The following is an 18,793-nucleotide window of genomic DNA, read 5'->3' as shown; positions in this document are numbered from 1 at the left end:
CCGGGAATACGCCGAACGAAAGCCAGGCTCGCGTGTCGGATTGCGGTATCGTTGGTATAGTTCATATCGTCGTATAGCCCATACATTAAACATCACCGCCATGATAGCAACCATGAATTTTGCATCCGATAACTGGGCCGGCGCTCATCCGACCATTTCCCAACGCTTGTTGGCTGCCTCCGCGGGCTTTTCAGCCCCCTATGGCGCCAGCGCGCTGGATCGCAAAATCGAGCAACAGTTTAACGAGCTATTCGAACGGGAAGTCGCAGTCTATTTCGTCAGCACCGGCACAGCAGCCAATTCGCTGGCGCTGGCAGCCGTCAACCGTCCGGGCGGCGTCTCGTTTTGCCATCGAGAAGCACACATGCTGGAAGACGAATGCGGCGCACCGGAGTTTTTCACGCATGGCGCACGGTTGGCGCCAGTGGACGGCGACAACGGCAAAATCGATCCGGAAAATCTGAAAGCGGAAATCGAGCGTTTCCCGCCTAATTTTGTGCATGCCGGCCAACCCATGGCCATTTCCATCACTCAGGCTACCGAGATCGGCACGCTTTATCAACCGGAGGAGATTGCCGCGATTGCCGACATTGCCCAAACTTACGGCTTACCCTTGCACATGGACGGCGCGCGCTTTGCCAATGCACTAGTCTCGCTGGGGTTAACGCCTGCGGAAATGAGCTGGAAGCTAGGGATAGATATTGTGTCTTTCGGGGCCACCAAAAATGGCTGCTGGTGCGCTGAAGCCTTGGTGTTTATGAATCCGGCACAGGCCAAAGATTTACCGTTTATCCGCAAGCGCGCCGCGCAGTTGGTATCTAAAAGCCGATTTATCGCCTGTCAGTTTGAAGCGTATTTAGACGACGGACTTTGGCTGAATCTCGCCTGCCACGCCAACGCGATGGCGGCGCGTTTGCAAAACGGCATTGCCCACTCAAAAAACGCCCGCCTGGCCTGGCATGCAGAAGCCAATGAGGTGTTTGCCGTGCTAGACCAAGCGCACGCGGACCTCTTGCAACAACAAGGGGCGGTGTTTTACCCCTGGAATCCGCCGCGCGCAAACCCTGGCCTGGTAGCCGACCAGGAAGTATTGGTGCGTTTGGTCACCAGTTTTGCGACGCAGGCGGAGCAAGTCGATGCCTTTATCGAGCGTTTGGGCTAAGGGCAGCCGATTTTGCAAAGCTATCACCCCAAACTACGCAAAGTTGCTATTGCACTGCTGACATTCTTTTTACTTTGCCTGGCCCTATGGTGGCAGCGTTCAGTTATGCTGGAGTTACTACTGCAACAGGCACTGAAACAAAGCGCGCTCAGCGCACCCTCGTTGTCGGGGCTGTCGTTTGATTCCAAGCAAGCCAAGCTGGCTGAAATCAGCTTCGGCCTCGCCACACCGACTGGCAACTTATCGGTTGCGATGCAGAATGTTTCTACCGATTACGATCTGGAAAAACGAACTATCAGCAACGTCAGCATCGGTCACGCCGCGCTAAAACTCAACTACCACCCTACCGACCAAGCTGCGACGCAGACATCGGAAAACAATTCCATCAGCTTACCGCTGGACCGATTGAGCATCGCGAAACTGGAAGTTGATGTAGATACGCCTTGGGGCTTGAGCAGCTTTGCTGGTCAAGCGGACGTCACACGAGGTGCGGCCGATGCCATCGATGCAAGGTTTCAGGATGCCCAACAATCCATTCACCTAGATATCGAACCCGGTTTTAGCGCCGCCAAACTCAAGGTCCAACGGCTGCCAGCTGGCAATATATTCGAACTAAATGCCAGCCAACTGGATGGTCCGGCCAAGCAAATTAAGCTGGAATCCGGCGCGCTGTCACTGATCGAGTGGCTTAACAACAGCCTATTGATACCACAAGCTTTGCGGGCAAAAACCCAGTCATACGATTTAGCCAAATTAAGCCCGCTACTAAGCGCCACGCAGCTCAGTGCAAGCGCCACTACGCCGGACAACTTTGCCACGCTGCAAGCTGAAGCCTTTCTGACAAAAGATAAACAGTCTCTGCTGGCTATGGATTTGTCGATGACGAACAAGCAAACAATCGATATGAACGGCCGCCTGGACATGGCCGCCAGCGAGGCATTCAATTTAATCAAGCCCTGGTTACCGGCCATGGCGGCCAGTTGGACGGTTGCCGGCGGCAAGGCACACGGAAATCTAAAACTGCATAGACCAGGCAATCAAGATGTTTCCGGAACGGCACAATTGATTATCGCCGATTTGACCTTGACGGCCGGCGCGGCGAAAATCGAGAACGGCAAGGTGGAACTGAACATTCCGGAGCTGGCGGATCGCGCCTTGGACTTGTCTGCCGAGATACCTACGCTGGGATTAGGTAAAGACTTAATAGCGCAAAATCTTAGTATCAAGGCCCGCTATCTCGATCAGGAACTGACACTAAGCCAAGCCAATCTGGCAATATTCGGCGGCATCATGGAATTGAAACCGGACAAAATACCGCTGGAGCAAACGCCGATACTGCTGACTTTACGACTGCATGCAGTCGATCTGTCGCAACTTTTAATAAGCCTGCATTATCCGAATATTTCCGGAACCGGCTCAATAGACGGCGAACTACCGTTGCAGTTGTCGGCGGGGGCCATAGATGTGCAAGACGGCAGCATCAGCGGCACACAGCCGGGTGTGTTACGCTATGTGGGACCGGCCGATAGTCAGAATATCGCCTTTAAGGCTCTCAAAAACCTGGTGTACCAGAATCTGCAAGCCAAGGTAAATTATCGCCCAAACGGCGACTATCACCTGGGCTTACGCCTGGAAGGCAATAACCCGGAAGTATTGTCCGGCCATCCGCTGGCGTTTAACTTGAATATCAGCGGTCAACTGCCCGAGTTGTTGCAAAAAGGGATTTTAGCCGGCGATTTGGAACGAACCATTCTGGAACAGGCTATCGCCAAACCGGCCGATGCTGGAGCATCGCCCAAGCCCCCAAGCGGGGATCAACCACCCAAACCGCCGCCGGCGGACCGGAGGAATCAATGAACTGGAAAGCTGCAAGTAGCGCGGCCATCTTGTGCGGCAGTATCTACCTAACGGGGTGTTCGCCCTCCGTCAGGTTGGAAGCGCCGGACAAACCGATTGAGATCAATATGAACGTCAAAATCGAACACGAAATCCGTCTGAAAGTGGAAAAAGACGTAGACGAATTGCTTTCCAGCCAAAAAGGCTTGTTTTAAAGGAGCGAGTGATGAAAAACAAAAATTTGCTATCAATTTTGGCGCCTTTGTTTCTGGGCTTATATCTGACCGCCCTACCGGTCAACGCCACCGATCTAGCCCAGGCAAAATCGGCTGGGTTGGTGGGTGAACAAATGAACGGTTTCTTGGGCCTAGTCAAGCCCGATGCATCGGCCGAGATAAAAGCACTAGTTGAAAGCATTAACGCCCAACGCCTGGCGGAATATCAACGCATAGCGGCTAAAAACGGCGTTGCTGTGGAGGAAGTGGGTCGACTGACCGCTCAGAAAGTGATAGGCCAAGCGGCACCGGGACAATTTGTAGAAACGGCTTCCGGCTGGACGCAGCGCTGACAGGCAAGAGCCTATAAGACAATACTGCACGGTATTCAAACGGCTCGAGATTTAGCCGGCAGCAAAGTAAAAATACCGTCATTTGTTCGCAGTGGCACTAATAAGTCAAATTTAGCTATCTCCCGACCTAAACCTGAACATCACCAGCACCACTCGGGAGAAGTTACCTTGCGATCCCACTTAGTCAAGGCGAGCACAACTCGTTAAAACCGCTGGCTGGACAAGCAATTAGCTCTCTAAAGCGTCAAGAATCAGACGATTCGGTCATTCGCTCACGCCGAGGAGAAACCAGGCACAATGCCCACAAAATCAATGTGCGACAAATTGTCACACTTTTTTGTGGACAGCAGTATTTTAATCCAATAGAATGCGCCCACTTTCAGCGAAACGCAGATGATTCGAAAGGATCATGACCGTTAAATGAGGGGGGGATAGGCGACCGTTAATCCGGTATAAGAACAACAATAAACGCAAGAAATTAACCTGCCGTACAACGGTAGGCGTCCAATCAATATAAAAAATAACACCGGACGAAGCCCACTTTACGTGGGCTTTTTTATGCCTGCCGTTCAGCTCACAAGCCCGCCACTTTTTTATCGTCTTCTTCCTGAAAATTCCTGTAGTTGATGGATATTTTCAAACCGGCAAAGCGGCCGGACATCTTGATCAATTCGGAGGTGGTTTTATCGAACATCAACCTGACTTCGCTCAAAGCCCTGTCCTCGTAGCCTTCTTCGATATCCTTGGCATCCAGCCGAAAATGGTAAAGATACACTTCCTGCTTTTCTTCATCGGTGATTTCCAGCGGCTCGCCCAATTGTTTGATCACCGTGGCTTTTTTTGGCAGCAACGCGGCTATTTTCTCCATTTGATCAGCCTTCGCTCTTAACTGTTTTTTCTCTTCGTTGATTTCCGCACCGCCCAGCGAGCGAAATGATGCCTCCAGAAACTCAGGCGGAGCGATTTGTAGGAATAGGTTGGAGAAAGTCCAATCGGTGATTTTATCTTCCTTGTTAAAGGCCAGATCCAGATAAAAACTGATTTCCGGCGCAATCAGCTTGCTGTCTTTGTCGATCTTACGAAACCAATAGCGCCAGCGTTTGCCGTCCCCGGTATGCTCTTCGCTACTGGCATGCAGCTTGGCCAGCGACACAAAATCTTCGCTGAGCAGTTTGGGTTGCTTAAAATGCACGGTGAAATCCTCTTTAGACGTCACCGCAAAATAACGATCAAACTCGTCCATTTGCAAATAAGTCTGGTAGGCGTGTAACCAGTGCAAACAACCTGTCATGCTACTGAGTAATACAAAAGCCAGAGACAGGCGAAAAAAACGGTTAATTTTAGTCATAGCACCCTCAGTGCCGGGTAGGCGAGTGATTATCGGTTTCTGCTGACGGATTGGTCAGCAGGTTCTCCACATCAACCTTGTCAAAGTGGTATTGCGCTCCGCAAAATTGGCAATCGACTTCGATGTCGTCGCGTTCCTGCAAAATCGCCTCCAACTCTGACCGCCCCAATGCGACTAAAGTGCCGCCGATTTTTTGCCGGGAGCAATTGCATTTAAATTCCACCGGCTCCGGGTCGTAAATCCTGACCTTTTCTTGATGAAATAAACGGTGCAATAAGTCCTCGCAATCCAGACTCAACAGTTCGTCGGCGGTAACGGTATTCGCCAATATTTCGATGCGTTCCCAGTCGGCTTTGTTCTGATTGCTACTCGGTAACTCCTGGATGAACAGGCCGGCCGCATGGGTTTGATTGGCAAACAGCCACAACCGGGTATCGAGTTGCTCGGACTGAGTGAAATAGGTTCTTAACACATCCGCCAGCGTTTCCGCCTCCACACCGACGATGCCTTGATACGGTTCGGCATTCTCCGATTCCACGGTCAATACCAATCGGCCGCCCTCACCTACCATGTCCAGCAAATTTGCGCCGGCAACAGTGGCCTCACTGCGCACCAAGCCTCTGATTTGCCGTTCATTGCTGGATTGCGCTACCAGGGCTTTCAAATCGCCGCCGCCCTGAATCTGCATGATCATCGCGCCTTTAAACTTGATGGTTGCCGACAACAACACCACCGCCGCCAAGGCTTGTCCCATTTGCGCATCGACGGCATCATTGACTAAATGTTGATATTGTTTGGCTTGCTGCCAACTTTGTTCCAGCCGCACCCATTCGCCACGAACTCCGTGTTCCTCGAAAATAAAGCGGCGTAAGCAATCTTGTTGTTTCATGATTTAGTGGAATCCTCTTGAATAAGCGGAGATTATAATCCGCACACCCTCATCATTCGACCTCGGGATGCACTCATGTCTTTTCTATTCAAAAAAACCGCCATGCCCAGCGCCGACCAAGCCTTACCAGGACGTCAGCAAGCCATAGACAGCGGCCTATTTCACGCCGTCAACGGACATCCTATCCATCCGCCATTTCCGGCGCATCTGCGACAAGCCGTGTTCGGCATGGGCTGTTTCTGGGGTGCCGAGCGTAAATTCTGGCAACAAGCCGGCGTATTCAGCACCGCAGTGGGCTATGCCGGCGGCTTTACGCCCAACCCTACTTATCAGGAAATTTGCACCGGCATGACCGGCCACGCCGAAGTGGTGTTGGTGGTGTTCGACCCGAGCGTAGTGTCTTACCAGGATTTATTGGCAATATTTTGGGAATCTCACAATCCCACCCAAGGCATGCGACAAGGCAACGATGTCGGCACCCAATACCGATCAGTCATCTATTGCCAGGACGACCAATATCAAGCGGCCTTGGCAAGCCAACAACAATACCAAGCGAAATTAACAGCCGCCGGCTTTCCAGCAATCACCACCGAAATCCGCAATGCTCCGACTTTTTATTATGCCGAGGAAGATCATCAACAGTATCTGGCTAAAAACCCGTCCGGTTACTGTGGCTTGGGCGGCCTGGGTGTCTGTTTTTCCATATAGCCGAATCGCCGAGAAATCCTAAGGCATTATAAGACTTGAGATTATTGTTTCCCCGCCATCCCGGGAGAGTTTTTCCGGTTGACTTTTAGGAAAAAATCCTTCAATTTACGCGCTTGGTGTGGCTCTCCCTCTGCGCTCGGTTATAGCCGAACAAGCCCTAAAGGGCAGTCATCCAAATAGAGCTTTAAAACTAATATTAGTCTTAACAACACAAAACCGTACTCTGTCTCATCAACAGATTACCAGGAGGAAACATATGAAGAAGCCTGTAAAAAACTGGCTGCTTGCTTCGACTGTAGCGACTTTACTTGCTGCACCAACTGTCTCTACCGCTAACAGCGATGTTGAAAAACTGACACAAGACCCAGCCAACTGGGCTACATGGGGCGGAGATTACGCCGGCACACGTTACAGCAAGCTGTCGCAAATCAACGCTCAAAACGTTAAAAACCTGCAACCAGCCTGGTCTTTTTCTACAGGTGTTTTGCGTGGTCATGAAGGCGGCCCTTTGGTTGTTAACGGCGTCATGTTCATCCACACTCCGTTCCCAAACACCGTTTACGCGATCGACCAAAAAACTAAAGCAGTCATCTGGGAATTTACCCCAACCATGGACGCTGACGTCACCATCCCAGTAATGTGCTGCGATACCGTTAACCGCGGTTTGGCTTACGGCGACGGCAAAATCTTCCTGCAACAATCAGACACCGTACTGACTGCACTGGATGCCAAAACCGGTAAGCGCGTATGGAGCGTACAAAACGGCGACCCTAAATTGGGTATGACCAACACCAACGCACCATTGGTTGTTAAAGATAAAGTCATTACCGGTATTTCCGGCGGTGAATTCGGTGTACGCGGCTTCTTGGCTGCTTACAATATCCGTACCGGCCAGCTGGAATGGAAAGGCTACAGTATGGGTCCGGATAAAGACACCCTGTTGAAACCAGGCAAATCCACCACTTGGCAAGACGGCAAAGTCACCCCTGTTGGCCCAGACTCAGGTACCAGCACCTGGAAAGGCGACCAATGGAAAATCGGCGGCGGCACTACCTGGGGTTGGTATTCTTACGATCCTAAACTGAACTTGGTTTACTACGGTTCAGGCAACCCATCGACCTGGAACCCAGTACAACGTCCTGGCGACAACAAATGGTCTATGTCATTGTGGGCACGTGACGCTGACACTGGTGAAGTTAAATGGGTTTATCAAATGACTCCACATGACGAATGGGACTATGACGGTATCAACGAAACCGTTCTGGTTGACCAAGAAGTCAAAGGCAAAATGCACAAAACCATCGTGCATTTCGACCGTAACGGCTTCGGTTATACCCTGGACCGCGAAACCGGCGAATTGTTGGTTGCTGAGAAATTCGACAAATCCGTCAACTGGGCGTCTCACGTCGACCTGAAATCAGGCCGTCCTGAAGTAGTTCCTGAGTTTTCTACAGAGCACAACGGTGAAGACGTTAACACTGTAGGCACCTGCCCTGCAGCGTTGGGTTCTAAAAACCAACAACCTGTTTCTTACTCTCCACAAACCGGCCTGTTCTACATTTCAGGCAACCATTTGTGCATGGAGTATGAACCCTTTGAAGTTTCATACACCGCAGGTCAACCTTATGTAGGTGCCACGCTGTCGATGATGCCTGCCGGCGCTGACGTGCTGACCGGTAAAAAAGACGGCACCACCAACTTGGGTCAGTTCACTGCGTATGACGCTAAAACCGGCAAAATCGCTTGGTCCAACAAAGAGCAATTCTCTGTATGGTCAGGTTCGGTTGCTACCGCTGGCGGCGTCGTATTCTACGGCACCCTGGAAGGCTACCTGAAAGCAGTTGATGCTAAAACCGGTAAAGAATTGTACAAATTCAAAACCCCATCAGGCATCATCGGCAACGTCAATACTTGGGAATTTGAAGGCAAACAATACGTTGGCGTTCTGTCAGGTATCGGCGGTTGGGCTGGTATCGGTATCGCTGCCGGTATCGACGACGGTACTTCTGCATCCAGCTCAGAAGGTTTGGGCGCGGTGGGTGCATACAGAAGCTTGAGCTCTTACACCAAATTGGGTGGTACACTGACTGTGTTCGCTCTGCCTAACTAAGATCTAACCCATTAGATTTCAGTAAAGCAAGCCTTGGCCGAGTAATCGGCCAAGGCTTTTTTACGTATAGACCCCAGCTAAAAGGAAACTGCGATGAAAATGTTCTCAACCGCCTCAAGACTGTTCATGACGGCGACCTTGGCGTTAGCCACTATTTCCGTGAACGCCCAAGATAAATTCCGGGTTTGCGCCGACCCGTTAAACCCGCCCTATTCGACCAAAGAACAAACCGGCTACGAAAACAAAATTGCCGCCCTATTTGCCGAACAGTTAGGGCAGGAACTGGAATATACCTGGCTACCGGAACGAATCGGCTTCATCCGCAACACACTGAAAGCCGAGAACGATAACGGCGAAGGCTTTAAATGCGATGTAGTGATGGGCGTGCCGGCCGGCTACGATCTTACCGATACCAGCAAACCCTACTTCCACTCGACTTATGTGCTGCTGATTGCCAAAGGCCGCGGCTGGGACGATATTAAAGACAGTGCACAACTAGCCAATCTCCCATTGGACAGACAGGAAAAACTGAAAATAGCGATGTTCGACCGCGGCCCAGGTACCGACTGGCTGCAAAAAAGCGGCTTGCTGGAGCAAGGGATTCCCTACCAAAGCATGACCGGAGACAGCGAACACAACACCGCCATGCAAATCGAAAAAGACTTACGTGCCAAGAAAATAGACATGGTGATACTTTGGGGACCAATGGCGGGTTATGTGCAATCACAAGCCCCCAAAGGCAGTTATATTGCTATACCTATGCAATCTTCACCGGGCTTAAAGTTTGATTTTTCAATAGCCATGGGCCTGCGCCAAGGCGACAACAAACGTAAGCAACAACTGGATGATTTGATCGACAAAAACCTGGATAAAATCCAGGCCATCATCGCAAGTTACGACATCGCTGTATTGCCGATCCCCGCAGAAACCGGCAAAAAAGACGACGATTGAAATGCCCTTTAAGAGCTAACGTCCAAACAATCTAACCAGATGCGCAAAATGTCCGGCTTTATCATCGGTTAATTGCGACCAATCGAACCGCCAGCGCCAATTTCCTTCGGTTGTGCCTGGCGTGTTCATTCTATCGGGTGATCCCAACTTCAGAATATCCTGCATCGGTATCACCGCCAGATTGGCAACCGAGCCTAACGCGGCATGAATCAAGGCACTGGGCATGGGCAGGCTAGACCAGCCGAGATAATCGTATATACGCTGTTTCTCGCCGTCATTAAGCCCTTCGAACCAGCCCAGCGTGGTATCGTTATCGTGGGTACCGGTGTAAACCACGCTATTTTTCTGATAATTGCAGGGCAAATAAGGATTGCGACTATCGTCGCCGAAAGCAAACTGCAAAATTTTCATGCCCGGCAAATCGAAATCGTCGCGCAAAGCTTCTACGTCTTCGGTAATAATCCCAAGATCTTCTGCCACCAAGGATAGCGAGGCAAATTGCTCCTGAATAGCCGCCAGCAATTCCGCACCCGGCGCTTTAACCCAACGCCCGTTGATAGCGGTATGCTCGCTGGCCGGAATCTCCCATGCCGCCTCTAAGCCGCGAAAATGATCGATTCGCAAAATATCGAACATTTCGTACTGGGATTTGATTCTATCTAACCACCATTTAAAATCGGTTTTCTGCAAATATTTCCAGTCATAGTGCGGGTTCCCCCAACGCTGACCGTTCTCAGAGAAATAATCGGGCGGCACGCCGGCCACGACATCCATTTCGCCCAAATCGTTAAGTTTGAAGACCGCCCGGTTCGCCCAAACATCGGCACTGTCGTACGATACAAAGATCGGAATATCGCCAAACATCAGTACGCCATGTTTGGCGGCGTAATCTTTCAACTCGTGCCATTGCCGGAAAAACACATACTGCTCGAATTTGATCGTTTCGATCACAGCCTTCAGTAACTGCTTTGATTCATTCAGTGCGCCCGGCTCGCGTTGCTTCAGTGCGTCCGGCCATTGATTCCAGCTTTTATGTCCAAACACATTACGTAAGGCGATAAACAAGGCAAAGTCGTCCAGCCAATCGGCTTTTTCCACGCAGAACTGCTTAAAATCGTGCTGCTGCTCGGCATCAGCCAAGCTTTGAAAACCATAGAACGCTTTCGTTACCAAACAACTTTTGGTGTATTCGGCGTTGGTATGGCAATCGCCGCAACGGTCGGTAGTTTGCAGCCAACCCTTATCGGCTAGCCATTGAATGTTAATCAGGGCAGGATTGCCGGCATGTGCCGACAAGCACTGGTAAGGTGAACCGTCGCCATGCGTCATGCCCAGCGGCAAGGTCTGCCAGACGGTAGCACCTATATCGTGCAGAAAATTAACAAAATTGAAGGCTTCCTTACCCAAATCACCACACTCTCCACGGCCCGGGAGCGATGTTATATGTAACAAAACACCTGCGCGGCGTTTATCCAAGAGAGCACCCATGTTGTTTGTTCCATTTTATTATATTTGAATACCGCGCCGCATTGCGCCGCCCATCGCTGGACTGCCGCAGCCTTGTGTAAACGACAAGGCCAGATAGGGCGGCGGCTCTTCGCCCAGTAAACGATATAGATTGCTCAAATTAAGCCGATATTGTTTTTCAAAATCGCTGACCGCTTCGCCGGGATTATAATCACCGAACCACCAAAACCAATCCGACCCCTCGCAGACGCCCAATTGCACCTGTGCGGCAGCCAATTGTTGCTCGGAGAGTTTGCCGTTGGCGACCGCTTTGTCGAAAGCGTTTTTGACATCAGCCAACATCTCCCAGCCGCAGTTCTTATCGGCATCGCCGATCCAAGTCGAAAACGTACCATACACCCAACTACCGGCCACCAATTTCGGCAAGGACCCAGACTGGGGAGCGGCACTATCCAGATAGTCAGAAAAAGTGGTTAATTCGATACGCGGATGTTCGCTAAGCCGCTTATACAGCGCACTAAGAAAATGATACCCGTTATCCGGAAAATATTCCCAGGCATTTTCGCCATCCATGATTATCGAAACCAGGGGCGTCTGTGGCTCATAATCGGCGATATTTTCCAAGTGCTGAATCAGATCGGCCACCGCATCATCAGCATGCCATTTTGAATATTCAAACCCGATTAAATCCGACAAGCCGTCGTCGCGAAAAAAACAGGCGATCTCCGCAGAACCCAACTTAAAGGGGCGATGCACAGCAACCGCATCGCCAAGCGCGCTGGCGCGTATGCTGTTATGCAAGACGTTACCACCACTGGCGGCCCATTTGAAACCAAAATCAGCTAACACTTCCAGGGTCCGCTGACTGATACTGCCCTCGGACGGCCAGCAGCCTTGCGGTTCGAAACCGAAAAAATGCCGAAAGGTCGCTAAGCCTTTTTGCAAATGCCAACGCACGCGCTCTTCACCACCGGGGTAATGACTAATACCCGGCAAGGTTACGCCAGGCATTGCCTCGCGGGCACTGTCTATCTCGAGCATCAACGGCATGATGGGGTGCGCATAAGGCGTCACCGACAGTTCGATGCGGCCTTTTCTAGCCAAAGCCTTATAGCGGTAGATAACTTTCGACAACAGATCGCGAATAATTTCAACAATCTCGATCCTGTCATGCAGACTAAAGCCGCTGCCTTTTTCGATTAAGCGTTTGACGCGGTTATCGTTGAGCTTGACCGTCTCGCCCATCCAGACCAAGTGATACCAGACCAAAATGTCGGAAATAAATTGCGCATTCAGGTAATTGACTGAGTCCTGGTGAGCTTCAATCCAGTCTGCCATATTGGTTAGCTTACGAAAAGCCGGATAGCGTTCGATCTGCCGCTCCCGGTTGGCTTTTCGGCAATCGCGTAACAACTTTAAGCGCTTTTCAGGATCTGCGGAAACCGAAGGTTCGACCAATGCAGCCAAAAGAGGGTCCTTGATGGCAATTCTATCGTGCAAATAGCCGTTGACTTGGTTGGAATAATCTTCGATCTGCTCCAATAGGATAGGGGCAAAATTCACCACCGCTTTAGCCCCCGGCACGGCCTCCAGATGCGCGACCATATCCACATAATCCTTGATCACATGCAGATAGGTCCACGGCAGCTTGAATTCCCCGCTCTGCATGTCGCGGTACTCAGGCTGGTGCATGTGCCAGCAGAGCACCAGCTTAAGCTTTTTATCGGACATAATTCCGTCTTTGTCCCAGCATATCGGATGTCACCAACACCACACCGCCCTCGCTGACGTGAAAACGTTTTTCGTCTTCCGCCCGGTCCTCGCCAATCACCGTACCTTCCGGTATTTGACAACCCTTTTCGATGATGGCTTTGGTAATCCGGCAATGTCTACCGACATTCACTTCGGGCAAAATCACTGAATCCTGCACCGAGCTGTATGAATTGACCCGCACCATAGAGAACAGTAAGGAGTGGCGCACCGTGGCGCCGGAAATTACGCAACCGCCGGAGACCATGGAGTCAATAGCCTGGCCGCGTCTATCGTCATCGTCAAACACAAATTTAGCCGGTGGCGTTTGCGCTTGATAGGTCCAGATCGGCCAGGTGTTGTCGTACAAATTCATATCGGGTTTGACACCGACCAATTCCATATTGGCCGCCCAATAGGCATCAATGGTTCCCACATCGCGCCAGTAGCTTTGCTGGCCGCTTTGCAAATCCAGGAACGGATAGGCGTTGACCCGGTATTTTTCGATCACCGACGGAATGATGTCCTTGCCAAAATCACGGCTGGAGCCTTTGGTATCGGCATCTTTGATCAATTGTTCGAACAAGAAGCCAGCATTGAAAATATAAATACCCATGGAAGCCAGCGCAGTGTTTTCGCGGCCGGGCATGACCGGCGGATTTTCGGGCTTTTCGACAAACGCCTTCACCCGGCGATTTTCATCCACATGCATCACGCCGAACGCTTTGGCGTCTTCCAGCGAGACTTCGATACAACCGATCGTCAGATCGGCCTTATTGGCAACGTGATCGGCCAGCATCACCGAATAATCCATCTTGTAAATATGATCGCCGGCCAATACCAATACAAACTCAGGATTACGGGCCCGCAGGATGTCGATGTTCTGATATATCGCATCGGCGGTGCCTTGGTACCAGGAATGTTCGTCATGCCGTTGTTGCGCGGGCATCAAGTCGACATATTCACCAAACTCGCCGCGCAAAAACCCCCAACCCTGTTGGATGTGGCGAATTAGCGAATCAGCCTTATACTGGGTAAGGATACCGATCTTGCGAATGTCGGAGTTGATACAATTGGATAAGGGAAAGTCGATGATACGGAATTTACCGCCAAACGGCACCGCCGGCTTGGCCCGCCAGTCGGTCATATCCTTCAGCCGCGATCCGCGTCCGCCAGCCAGAATTAACGCAATGGTGTTGCGGGTTAAATCATTGACCCGTCTCTCCGTTTGATGTGTATCGACGACTGACATGTGTATCCTCTTTCAATTAAATAAGCTTTACCGCCCAAAACCGGCTGCAACCGACATTTCACAGATTTCTCTACCTGCCACTTGCCGCGTAGAGCCATTATCGTTACTCTTCACGGAAAAGTAAAAACTCAAGCGATTTGATGCTGAAAAGTCGGTCATTACCAAAATTGCTATTCCTGCCAACCGATAACTAACTATAACTGAGGCATTGCAAAATGAACAAGCCAAGCAAAACCAACACGCTTGATTCAGAACTAATCAAACTCACCGAAGCAAAGCATCACGACCCTTTCGCCCTGCTAGGCCGTCATGGTCAAGGCCGCGATAACATCATCAGAGTGTATTTGCCCTACGCGGAAACCGTAAGAATCAACAGTCCCAAAGGCCCAGAATTCTCTCGTATTCCCGACACCGATTTTTTCGAATACCATCCGGGCAACGAAGCCATCCCCGAGCATTACCCATTATTTTGGACGGACAAGGACGGCTACGACCATCAACACTACGACCCATATTGCTTCGGCCCGGTGCTGCCGGAATTCGACCAACATTTGTTTGCCGAGGGTCGGCATTGGCATATTTACAAAAAGCTTGGCTCGCATCTGCACAGCGTTGCCGATATTCCCGGCGTACATTTTGCGGTTTGGGCGCCGAACGCACAGCGGGTCAGCGTGATCGGCGACTTCAATCGCTGGGACGGCCGCTGCCATCCGATGCGCAGCTTGGGCAGTAGCGGTATCTGGGAAATTTTCATTCCCGGCCTGTCTGCCGGCTGCTTGTACAAGTTTGAAATTCTGAATCGCCATACCGGCCAACTGCTAGTCAAAACCGATCCTTATGGCCAGCAATTCGAATTCCGTCCGCAAACCGCCGCGATAGTCACAGTAGAAGACAGCTATACATGGCAAGACGGTAGCTGGATGGACCACCGTCCGCAACACGACTGGCTGCATCAGCCAATGTCGATTTACGAGGTACACCTGGGCTCCTGGCGACGCGACCATCGCGGCAATTTCCTGAACTATCGGGAGATTGCCGAGCAATTGGTGGATTACGTCAAGGAACTGGGATTTACTCATATCGAGTTATTGCCGGTCACTGAACATCCGCTGGACATCTCCTGGGGCTACCAAACCACCGGCTATTTCGCGCCGACCAGCCGCCACGGCACGCCGGATGATTTCCGCTATTTTGTCGATCATTGCCATCAAAACGGTATCGGCGTGATTTTGGATTGGGTGCCCGCCCACTTTCCAAAAGACAACTTCGCTCTGGGCCGCTTCGACGGCACGCCGCTTTACGAACACGAAGACCCGCGCAAGGGCGAGCACCGCGATTGGGGCACGCTGATTTACAACTACAGCCGCAACGAAGTGAAAAACTTCCTGCTGTCCAGCGCTTTCTTCTGGCTGGAGGAATTCCATCTGGACGGCCTGCGGGTTGATGCGGTGGCCTCCATGTTGTACCTGGATTATTCCCGCGACGCCAACGACTGGATTCCGAACATGTACGGCGGCAACGAAAACCTGGAAGCCATCGACTTCCTGCGCCAGATGAATACGGTCACCCACGAGCAGCATCCCGGCACCGTGATCATGGCCGAGGAATCGACGTCCTGGCCGCAAGTCACTCGCCCCACCTGGACCGGTGGCTTGGGCTTCTCGATGAAGTGGAACATGGGCTGGATGCACGACATTCTGCATTACATGCAGGAACAACCGATCCACCGCTCCTACCATCACGATTCGCTGACTTTCGGCCTGCTTTACGCATTCACCGAAAACTTTGTGCTGCCGTTCTCGCACGACGAAGTGGTGCACGGCAAAGGCTCGATGTTGAATAAGATGCCGGGCGATGAATGGCAACGCTTTGCCAATTTGCGTCTGCTGTACACGATGATGTTTACCTATCCGGGTAAAAAATTGTTGTTCATGGGCTGCGAATTCGGTCAAGGTACCGAGTGGAGTTGCAACCGTACGCTTGATTGGTACGTATTGGATTACCCGCATCACAAAGGCCTGCAAACCCTGGTTAAAGACTTGAATAAACTCTATTCCAGCCATACCGCCCTGCACCGTTACGACTTTGATCATCACGGGTTTGAATGGATAGATTGCCACGACTATCAACAATCTATCATTAGTTATCGCCGCAAATCGGCGCATGAAGATTTGATCGTGATCCTGAACTTCACCCCGGTCCCGCGCGAAAGTTACCGGATCGGCGTACCTAATCCCGGCACCTATTACGAGATTTTCAATTCCGATTCTCAATATTACGACGGCAGCAACCTTGGGAATGGCTCGGTGTTGTCAGAACCGCAACCCTGGATGAACCAAGACCACTCCATTTCCGTCACCTTGCCGCCCCTGGCCGGTATTATTTTGAAAATGTAGTTTTAGCACCATGAAAAAAATTCTGTTCGCGAGCAGCGAAACCCACCCCTTGATCAAGACCGGCGGCCTGGCGGATGTCGCCGGCAGCCTGCCTCTGGCCCTGGCCGCGTTGGACCAGGACGTGCGCATCATCATGCCCAATTACCAGGGCATCAAGAACTGCGAGCCCGGCCGTTATCTGTGTACGGTGCGCGTCAACAATTGCGACGTCAATCTTTTGGAAACCCGCTTGCCGGACAGTGATGTCATCGTCTGGCTGGTGGATTATCCGCCGTTCTTTAATTTTCCGGGTAACCCATACCTTGATGAAGCCGGACGCCCTTGGCCGAACATTGGTGAGCGCTTTGCGCTGTTTTGCCGCATCATCGTCGAAGTGGCCACCAACCGGGCTTATTTAGACTGGCACGCCGACATTGTGCATTGCAACGATTGGCAAACCGGCTTGGTACCGGCACTGCTGTCATTGGAACCCAACCCGCCGGCGACGATTTTTACCATTCACAACATGGCCTACCAAGGACTGTTTCCCGGCAGCACCTACGCCCAGTTAAATCTGCCGGGGCAATTACTCCACCCGGACGGTCTGGAATTCCACGGCATGCTGTCCTTTATCAAGGGCGGGTTGAGCTATTCCGACCGTATTACCACGGTGAGCCCCACTTATGCCCAGGAAATCCAGACCCCTGAATTCGGTTACGGCTTGGAAGGCTTGTTGGCGCATAAACAAAGCCAGTTACGCGGCATTCTGAACGGCATTGATGTGTCGGTCTGGAATCCGGCGAACGACGCCTATATCGCAAAGCCTTTTAGCGTCGATACCCTAAAAGACAAGCAAATCAATAAAGCGGCACTCCAACAACAACTGGGCTTACCGCTGGAATCGGAAACTCCTTTGTTTGGTTTGATTGGCCGCTTGGTCGAGCAAAAAGGTATCGATCTGGTGCTGAGCTGTTTGCAAGAGATGACCACCCTACCCTTGCAATTTGCCTTACTGGGTAGCGGCGATAAAAGCATCGAATACCGCCTGCAGGAATTTGCCCGCTTATATCCGGAAAGAGTGTCCATCACCATAGGCTACGACGAACGCTTGGCGCATCAAATCGAAGCCGGCGCCGACATCTTCCTGATGCCGTCGCGCTTCGAACCTTGCGGCTTAAACCAAATGTATAGCCAATGCTACGGCACGATACCTATCGTCAGAAAAACTGGCGGCTTGGCAGACACGGTAGTCGATGCACTGCCGGAAAGCATTAGCAATGGCAGCGCCAGCGGCATCTCGTTTAACGATGCGTCGGCGGCCGCGCTGATAGAAGCCATCAAACGTAGCCTGGTGTTATTCCACAACCGACCGGTCTGGAAGAAAATTCAACGTAACGCGATGCTCAAGGATTTCTCCTGGCAAAACAGTGCGAATCAATATCTCGCGCTTTACAATGAAATTTAAACCCTGCTTGGCCGGCTTGATGTTGATAGCCGGCCTCGCACTTGCCGACGAATCGGTGATAGAAGTCATCCCCCTGATGAACCGTCCGGCCTCCGACGTACGCGCTTTACTGGCACCGCTGCTGGATGCCGATGATCGCGTCATCGAGAACGGCGCCAGTCTGATCGTTAAAACCAATCCCGCCAAACTCGGCGAAATCCGGGCCGTCATTCAAAAACTCGACGCCCGGCTCAGCAATTTAGTCATCAGCGTCTTGCAAACCAGTAGCAAAACCGCAGCCGAATTGAACGCAGAAGCGGCCATTGCCGCCACGCCGAATAGGATTCAGATGCGCGGCATGATGGGCAACAGCGAAGACTTGCGAAACCGGCAACAACACCAACAATTACGCACCCTGGAAGGCCAGGCGGCCCATATCAAAACCGGACAGGTCCGGCCGGTGCAAAATTACAGCGTATACGACTCGGGCTATGGTTACGGCTCCGCGGTGAGCAGCAATACCCAAATGATTGAAGCCAGCACCGGCTTCGCTGTTACGCCGCGCTTGGCCGGCAACCAGGTCACTCTCGATATAGAACCGTGGTCGGATAGCTTTCAGCGCAACGGCCACATTGAAACCCAATCCGCTCACACCACTTTACGCGCCAATCTCGGCGAATGGGTGGAAATTGCCGGCAACACCGACACTGAACAATCCGACAATCACGGCTTCAACAGTTTCAACCACAGCACCCGGCAAAACGTTTTACGGATTCTGATCAAAGTCGATCAAGCAGATTAATCCGGGCCCGCCTTAAACTACCTGCTAAACAATCCTACCCGACATCGTCACAGCATTATTTTCAGAATCTGTGCGCGGCAACATACTATCAATATCGTAATTGGCGGCAAGCGCATATTATTTGGTTATGAT

The 18,793-nt window shown here is 51.5% G+C and carries 15 protein-coding genes; 10 read left to right on the top strand and 5 right to left on the bottom strand.

Annotated elements, in window-relative coordinates:
* Positions 1 to 112: 112 nt before the first annotated feature.
* The 4 genes from ACWAU0_RS11680 (at position 113) to ACWAU0_RS11665 (ending at position 3,566) form a co-directional block, all read left to right on the top strand.
* Positions 113 to 1,162, top strand: coding sequence for a threonine aldolase family protein (locus ACWAU0_RS11680; RefSeq protein ID WP_458136747.1), 1,050 nt, complete (start codon positions 113 to 115; stop codon positions 1,160 to 1,162).
* Between the two features lie 105 nt (positions 1,163 to 1,267).
* Complete coding sequence (locus ACWAU0_RS11675; protein WP_458136746.1) at positions 1,268 to 3,019, top strand: intermembrane phospholipid transport protein YdbH family protein; 1,752 nt, start codon at positions 1,268 to 1,270, stop codon at positions 3,017 to 3,019.
* The gene (locus tag ACWAU0_RS11670) at positions 3,016 to 3,213 is read left to right on the top strand and encodes a YnbE family lipoprotein (RefSeq protein WP_064010563.1); all 198 of its coding nucleotides are present in this window, start codon (positions 3,016 to 3,018) and stop codon (positions 3,211 to 3,213) included. The genes ACWAU0_RS11675 and ACWAU0_RS11670 overlap by 4 nt, the downstream gene beginning before the upstream one ends.
* An 11-nt stretch (positions 3,214 to 3,224) precedes the next feature.
* On the top strand, positions 3,225 to 3,566 hold the full coding sequence (locus ACWAU0_RS11665) for a YdbL family probable chaperone protein (protein WP_415879042.1): 342 nt from the start codon (positions 3,225 to 3,227) through the stop codon (positions 3,564 to 3,566).
* 574 nt (positions 3,567 to 4,140) lie between these two features.
* Here the strand turns inward: ACWAU0_RS11665 and ACWAU0_RS11660 are convergent.
* Positions 4,141 to 4,914 (bottom strand): hypothetical protein, encoded by a 774-nt coding sequence (locus tag ACWAU0_RS11660; RefSeq protein ID WP_192394631.1) that lies wholly within the window; start codon positions 4,912 to 4,914, stop codon positions 4,141 to 4,143.
* A gap of 7 nt (positions 4,915 to 4,921) precedes the next feature.
* Positions 4,922 to 5,803: an Hsp33 family molecular chaperone HslO gene (hslO, locus tag ACWAU0_RS11655; RefSeq protein ID WP_415879043.1), complete on the bottom strand. Its 882-nt coding sequence runs from the start codon at positions 5,801 to 5,803 to the stop codon at positions 4,922 to 4,924.
* Positions 5,804 to 5,878: 75 nt separating this feature from the next.
* On the opposite strand from hslO, the gene msrA reads away from it, so the two are divergent.
* The 3 genes from msrA (at position 5,879) to ACWAU0_RS11640 (ending at position 9,572) form a co-directional block, all read left to right on the top strand.
* Positions 5,879 to 6,511, top strand: coding sequence for a peptide-methionine (S)-S-oxide reductase MsrA (gene msrA, locus ACWAU0_RS11650; RefSeq protein WP_458136745.1), 633 nt, complete (start codon positions 5,879 to 5,881; stop codon positions 6,509 to 6,511).
* Between the two features lie 256 nt (positions 6,512 to 6,767).
* The gene (locus ACWAU0_RS11645) at positions 6,768 to 8,621 is read left to right on the top strand and encodes a methanol/ethanol family PQQ-dependent dehydrogenase (RefSeq protein WP_101054581.1); all 1,854 of its coding nucleotides are present in this window, start codon (positions 6,768 to 6,770) and stop codon (positions 8,619 to 8,621) included.
* Positions 8,622 to 8,714: 93 nt separating this feature from the next.
* Positions 8,715 to 9,572 carry a quinoprotein dehydrogenase-associated putative ABC transporter substrate-binding protein gene (locus ACWAU0_RS11640; protein WP_033158349.1) on the top strand — a complete coding sequence of 286 codons (858 nt, stop codon included), beginning with the start codon at positions 8,715 to 8,717 and terminating at the stop codon, positions 9,570 to 9,572.
* 15 nt (positions 9,573 to 9,587) lie between these two features.
* On the opposite strand, the gene malQ is transcribed toward ACWAU0_RS11640, so the two are convergent.
* Genes malQ through glgC form a run of 3 tightly spaced genes read right to left on the bottom strand, consistent with a single transcriptional unit; the run spans position 9,588 to position 14,040 of the window.
* Positions 9,588 to 11,060, bottom strand: a complete 1,473-nt coding sequence (malQ, locus tag ACWAU0_RS11635; RefSeq protein WP_033158348.1) for a 4-alpha-glucanotransferase — start codon at positions 11,058 to 11,060, stop codon at positions 9,588 to 9,590.
* A gap of 18 nt (positions 11,061 to 11,078) precedes the next feature.
* Positions 11,079 to 12,770 (bottom strand): glycoside hydrolase family 57 protein, encoded by a 1,692-nt coding sequence (locus ACWAU0_RS11630; RefSeq protein WP_458136744.1) that lies wholly within the window; start codon positions 12,768 to 12,770, stop codon positions 11,079 to 11,081.
* A complete protein-coding gene (gene glgC, locus ACWAU0_RS11625; protein ID WP_033158346.1) occupies positions 12,760 to 14,040 on the bottom strand; it encodes a glucose-1-phosphate adenylyltransferase in 1,281 nt (426 codons plus the stop codon). The genes ACWAU0_RS11630 and glgC overlap by 11 nt, the downstream gene beginning before the upstream one ends.
* A gap of 215 nt (positions 14,041 to 14,255) precedes the next feature.
* On the opposite strand from glgC, the gene glgB reads away from it, so the two are divergent.
* From glgB to ACWAU0_RS11610, 3 genes are read left to right on the top strand one after another with little or no spacing between them, the layout of a single operon-like run.
* On the top strand, positions 14,256 to 16,436 hold the full coding sequence (glgB, locus tag ACWAU0_RS11620; RefSeq protein ID WP_458136743.1) for a 1,4-alpha-glucan branching protein GlgB: 2,181 nt from the start codon (positions 14,256 to 14,258) through the stop codon (positions 16,434 to 16,436).
* 10 nt (positions 16,437 to 16,446) lie between these two features.
* The gene (glgA, locus tag ACWAU0_RS11615) at positions 16,447 to 17,880 is read left to right on the top strand and encodes a glycogen synthase GlgA (protein WP_458136742.1); all 1,434 of its coding nucleotides are present in this window, start codon (positions 16,447 to 16,449) and stop codon (positions 17,878 to 17,880) included.
* Entirely contained in the window at positions 17,870 to 18,661 is a 792-nt protein-coding gene (locus tag ACWAU0_RS11610; protein WP_458136741.1) for a secretin GspD/PilQ domain-containing protein, read from the top strand. The genes glgA and ACWAU0_RS11610 overlap by 11 nt, the downstream gene beginning before the upstream one ends.
* The last annotated feature ends 132 nt before the right edge of the window (positions 18,662 to 18,793 follow it).

This window comes from Methylomonas sp. Uni0009 (assembly GCF_054188105.3).
Note: the sequence above shows the minus strand (reverse complement) of the source record. Positions and strands in the feature narration are given on the sequence as shown.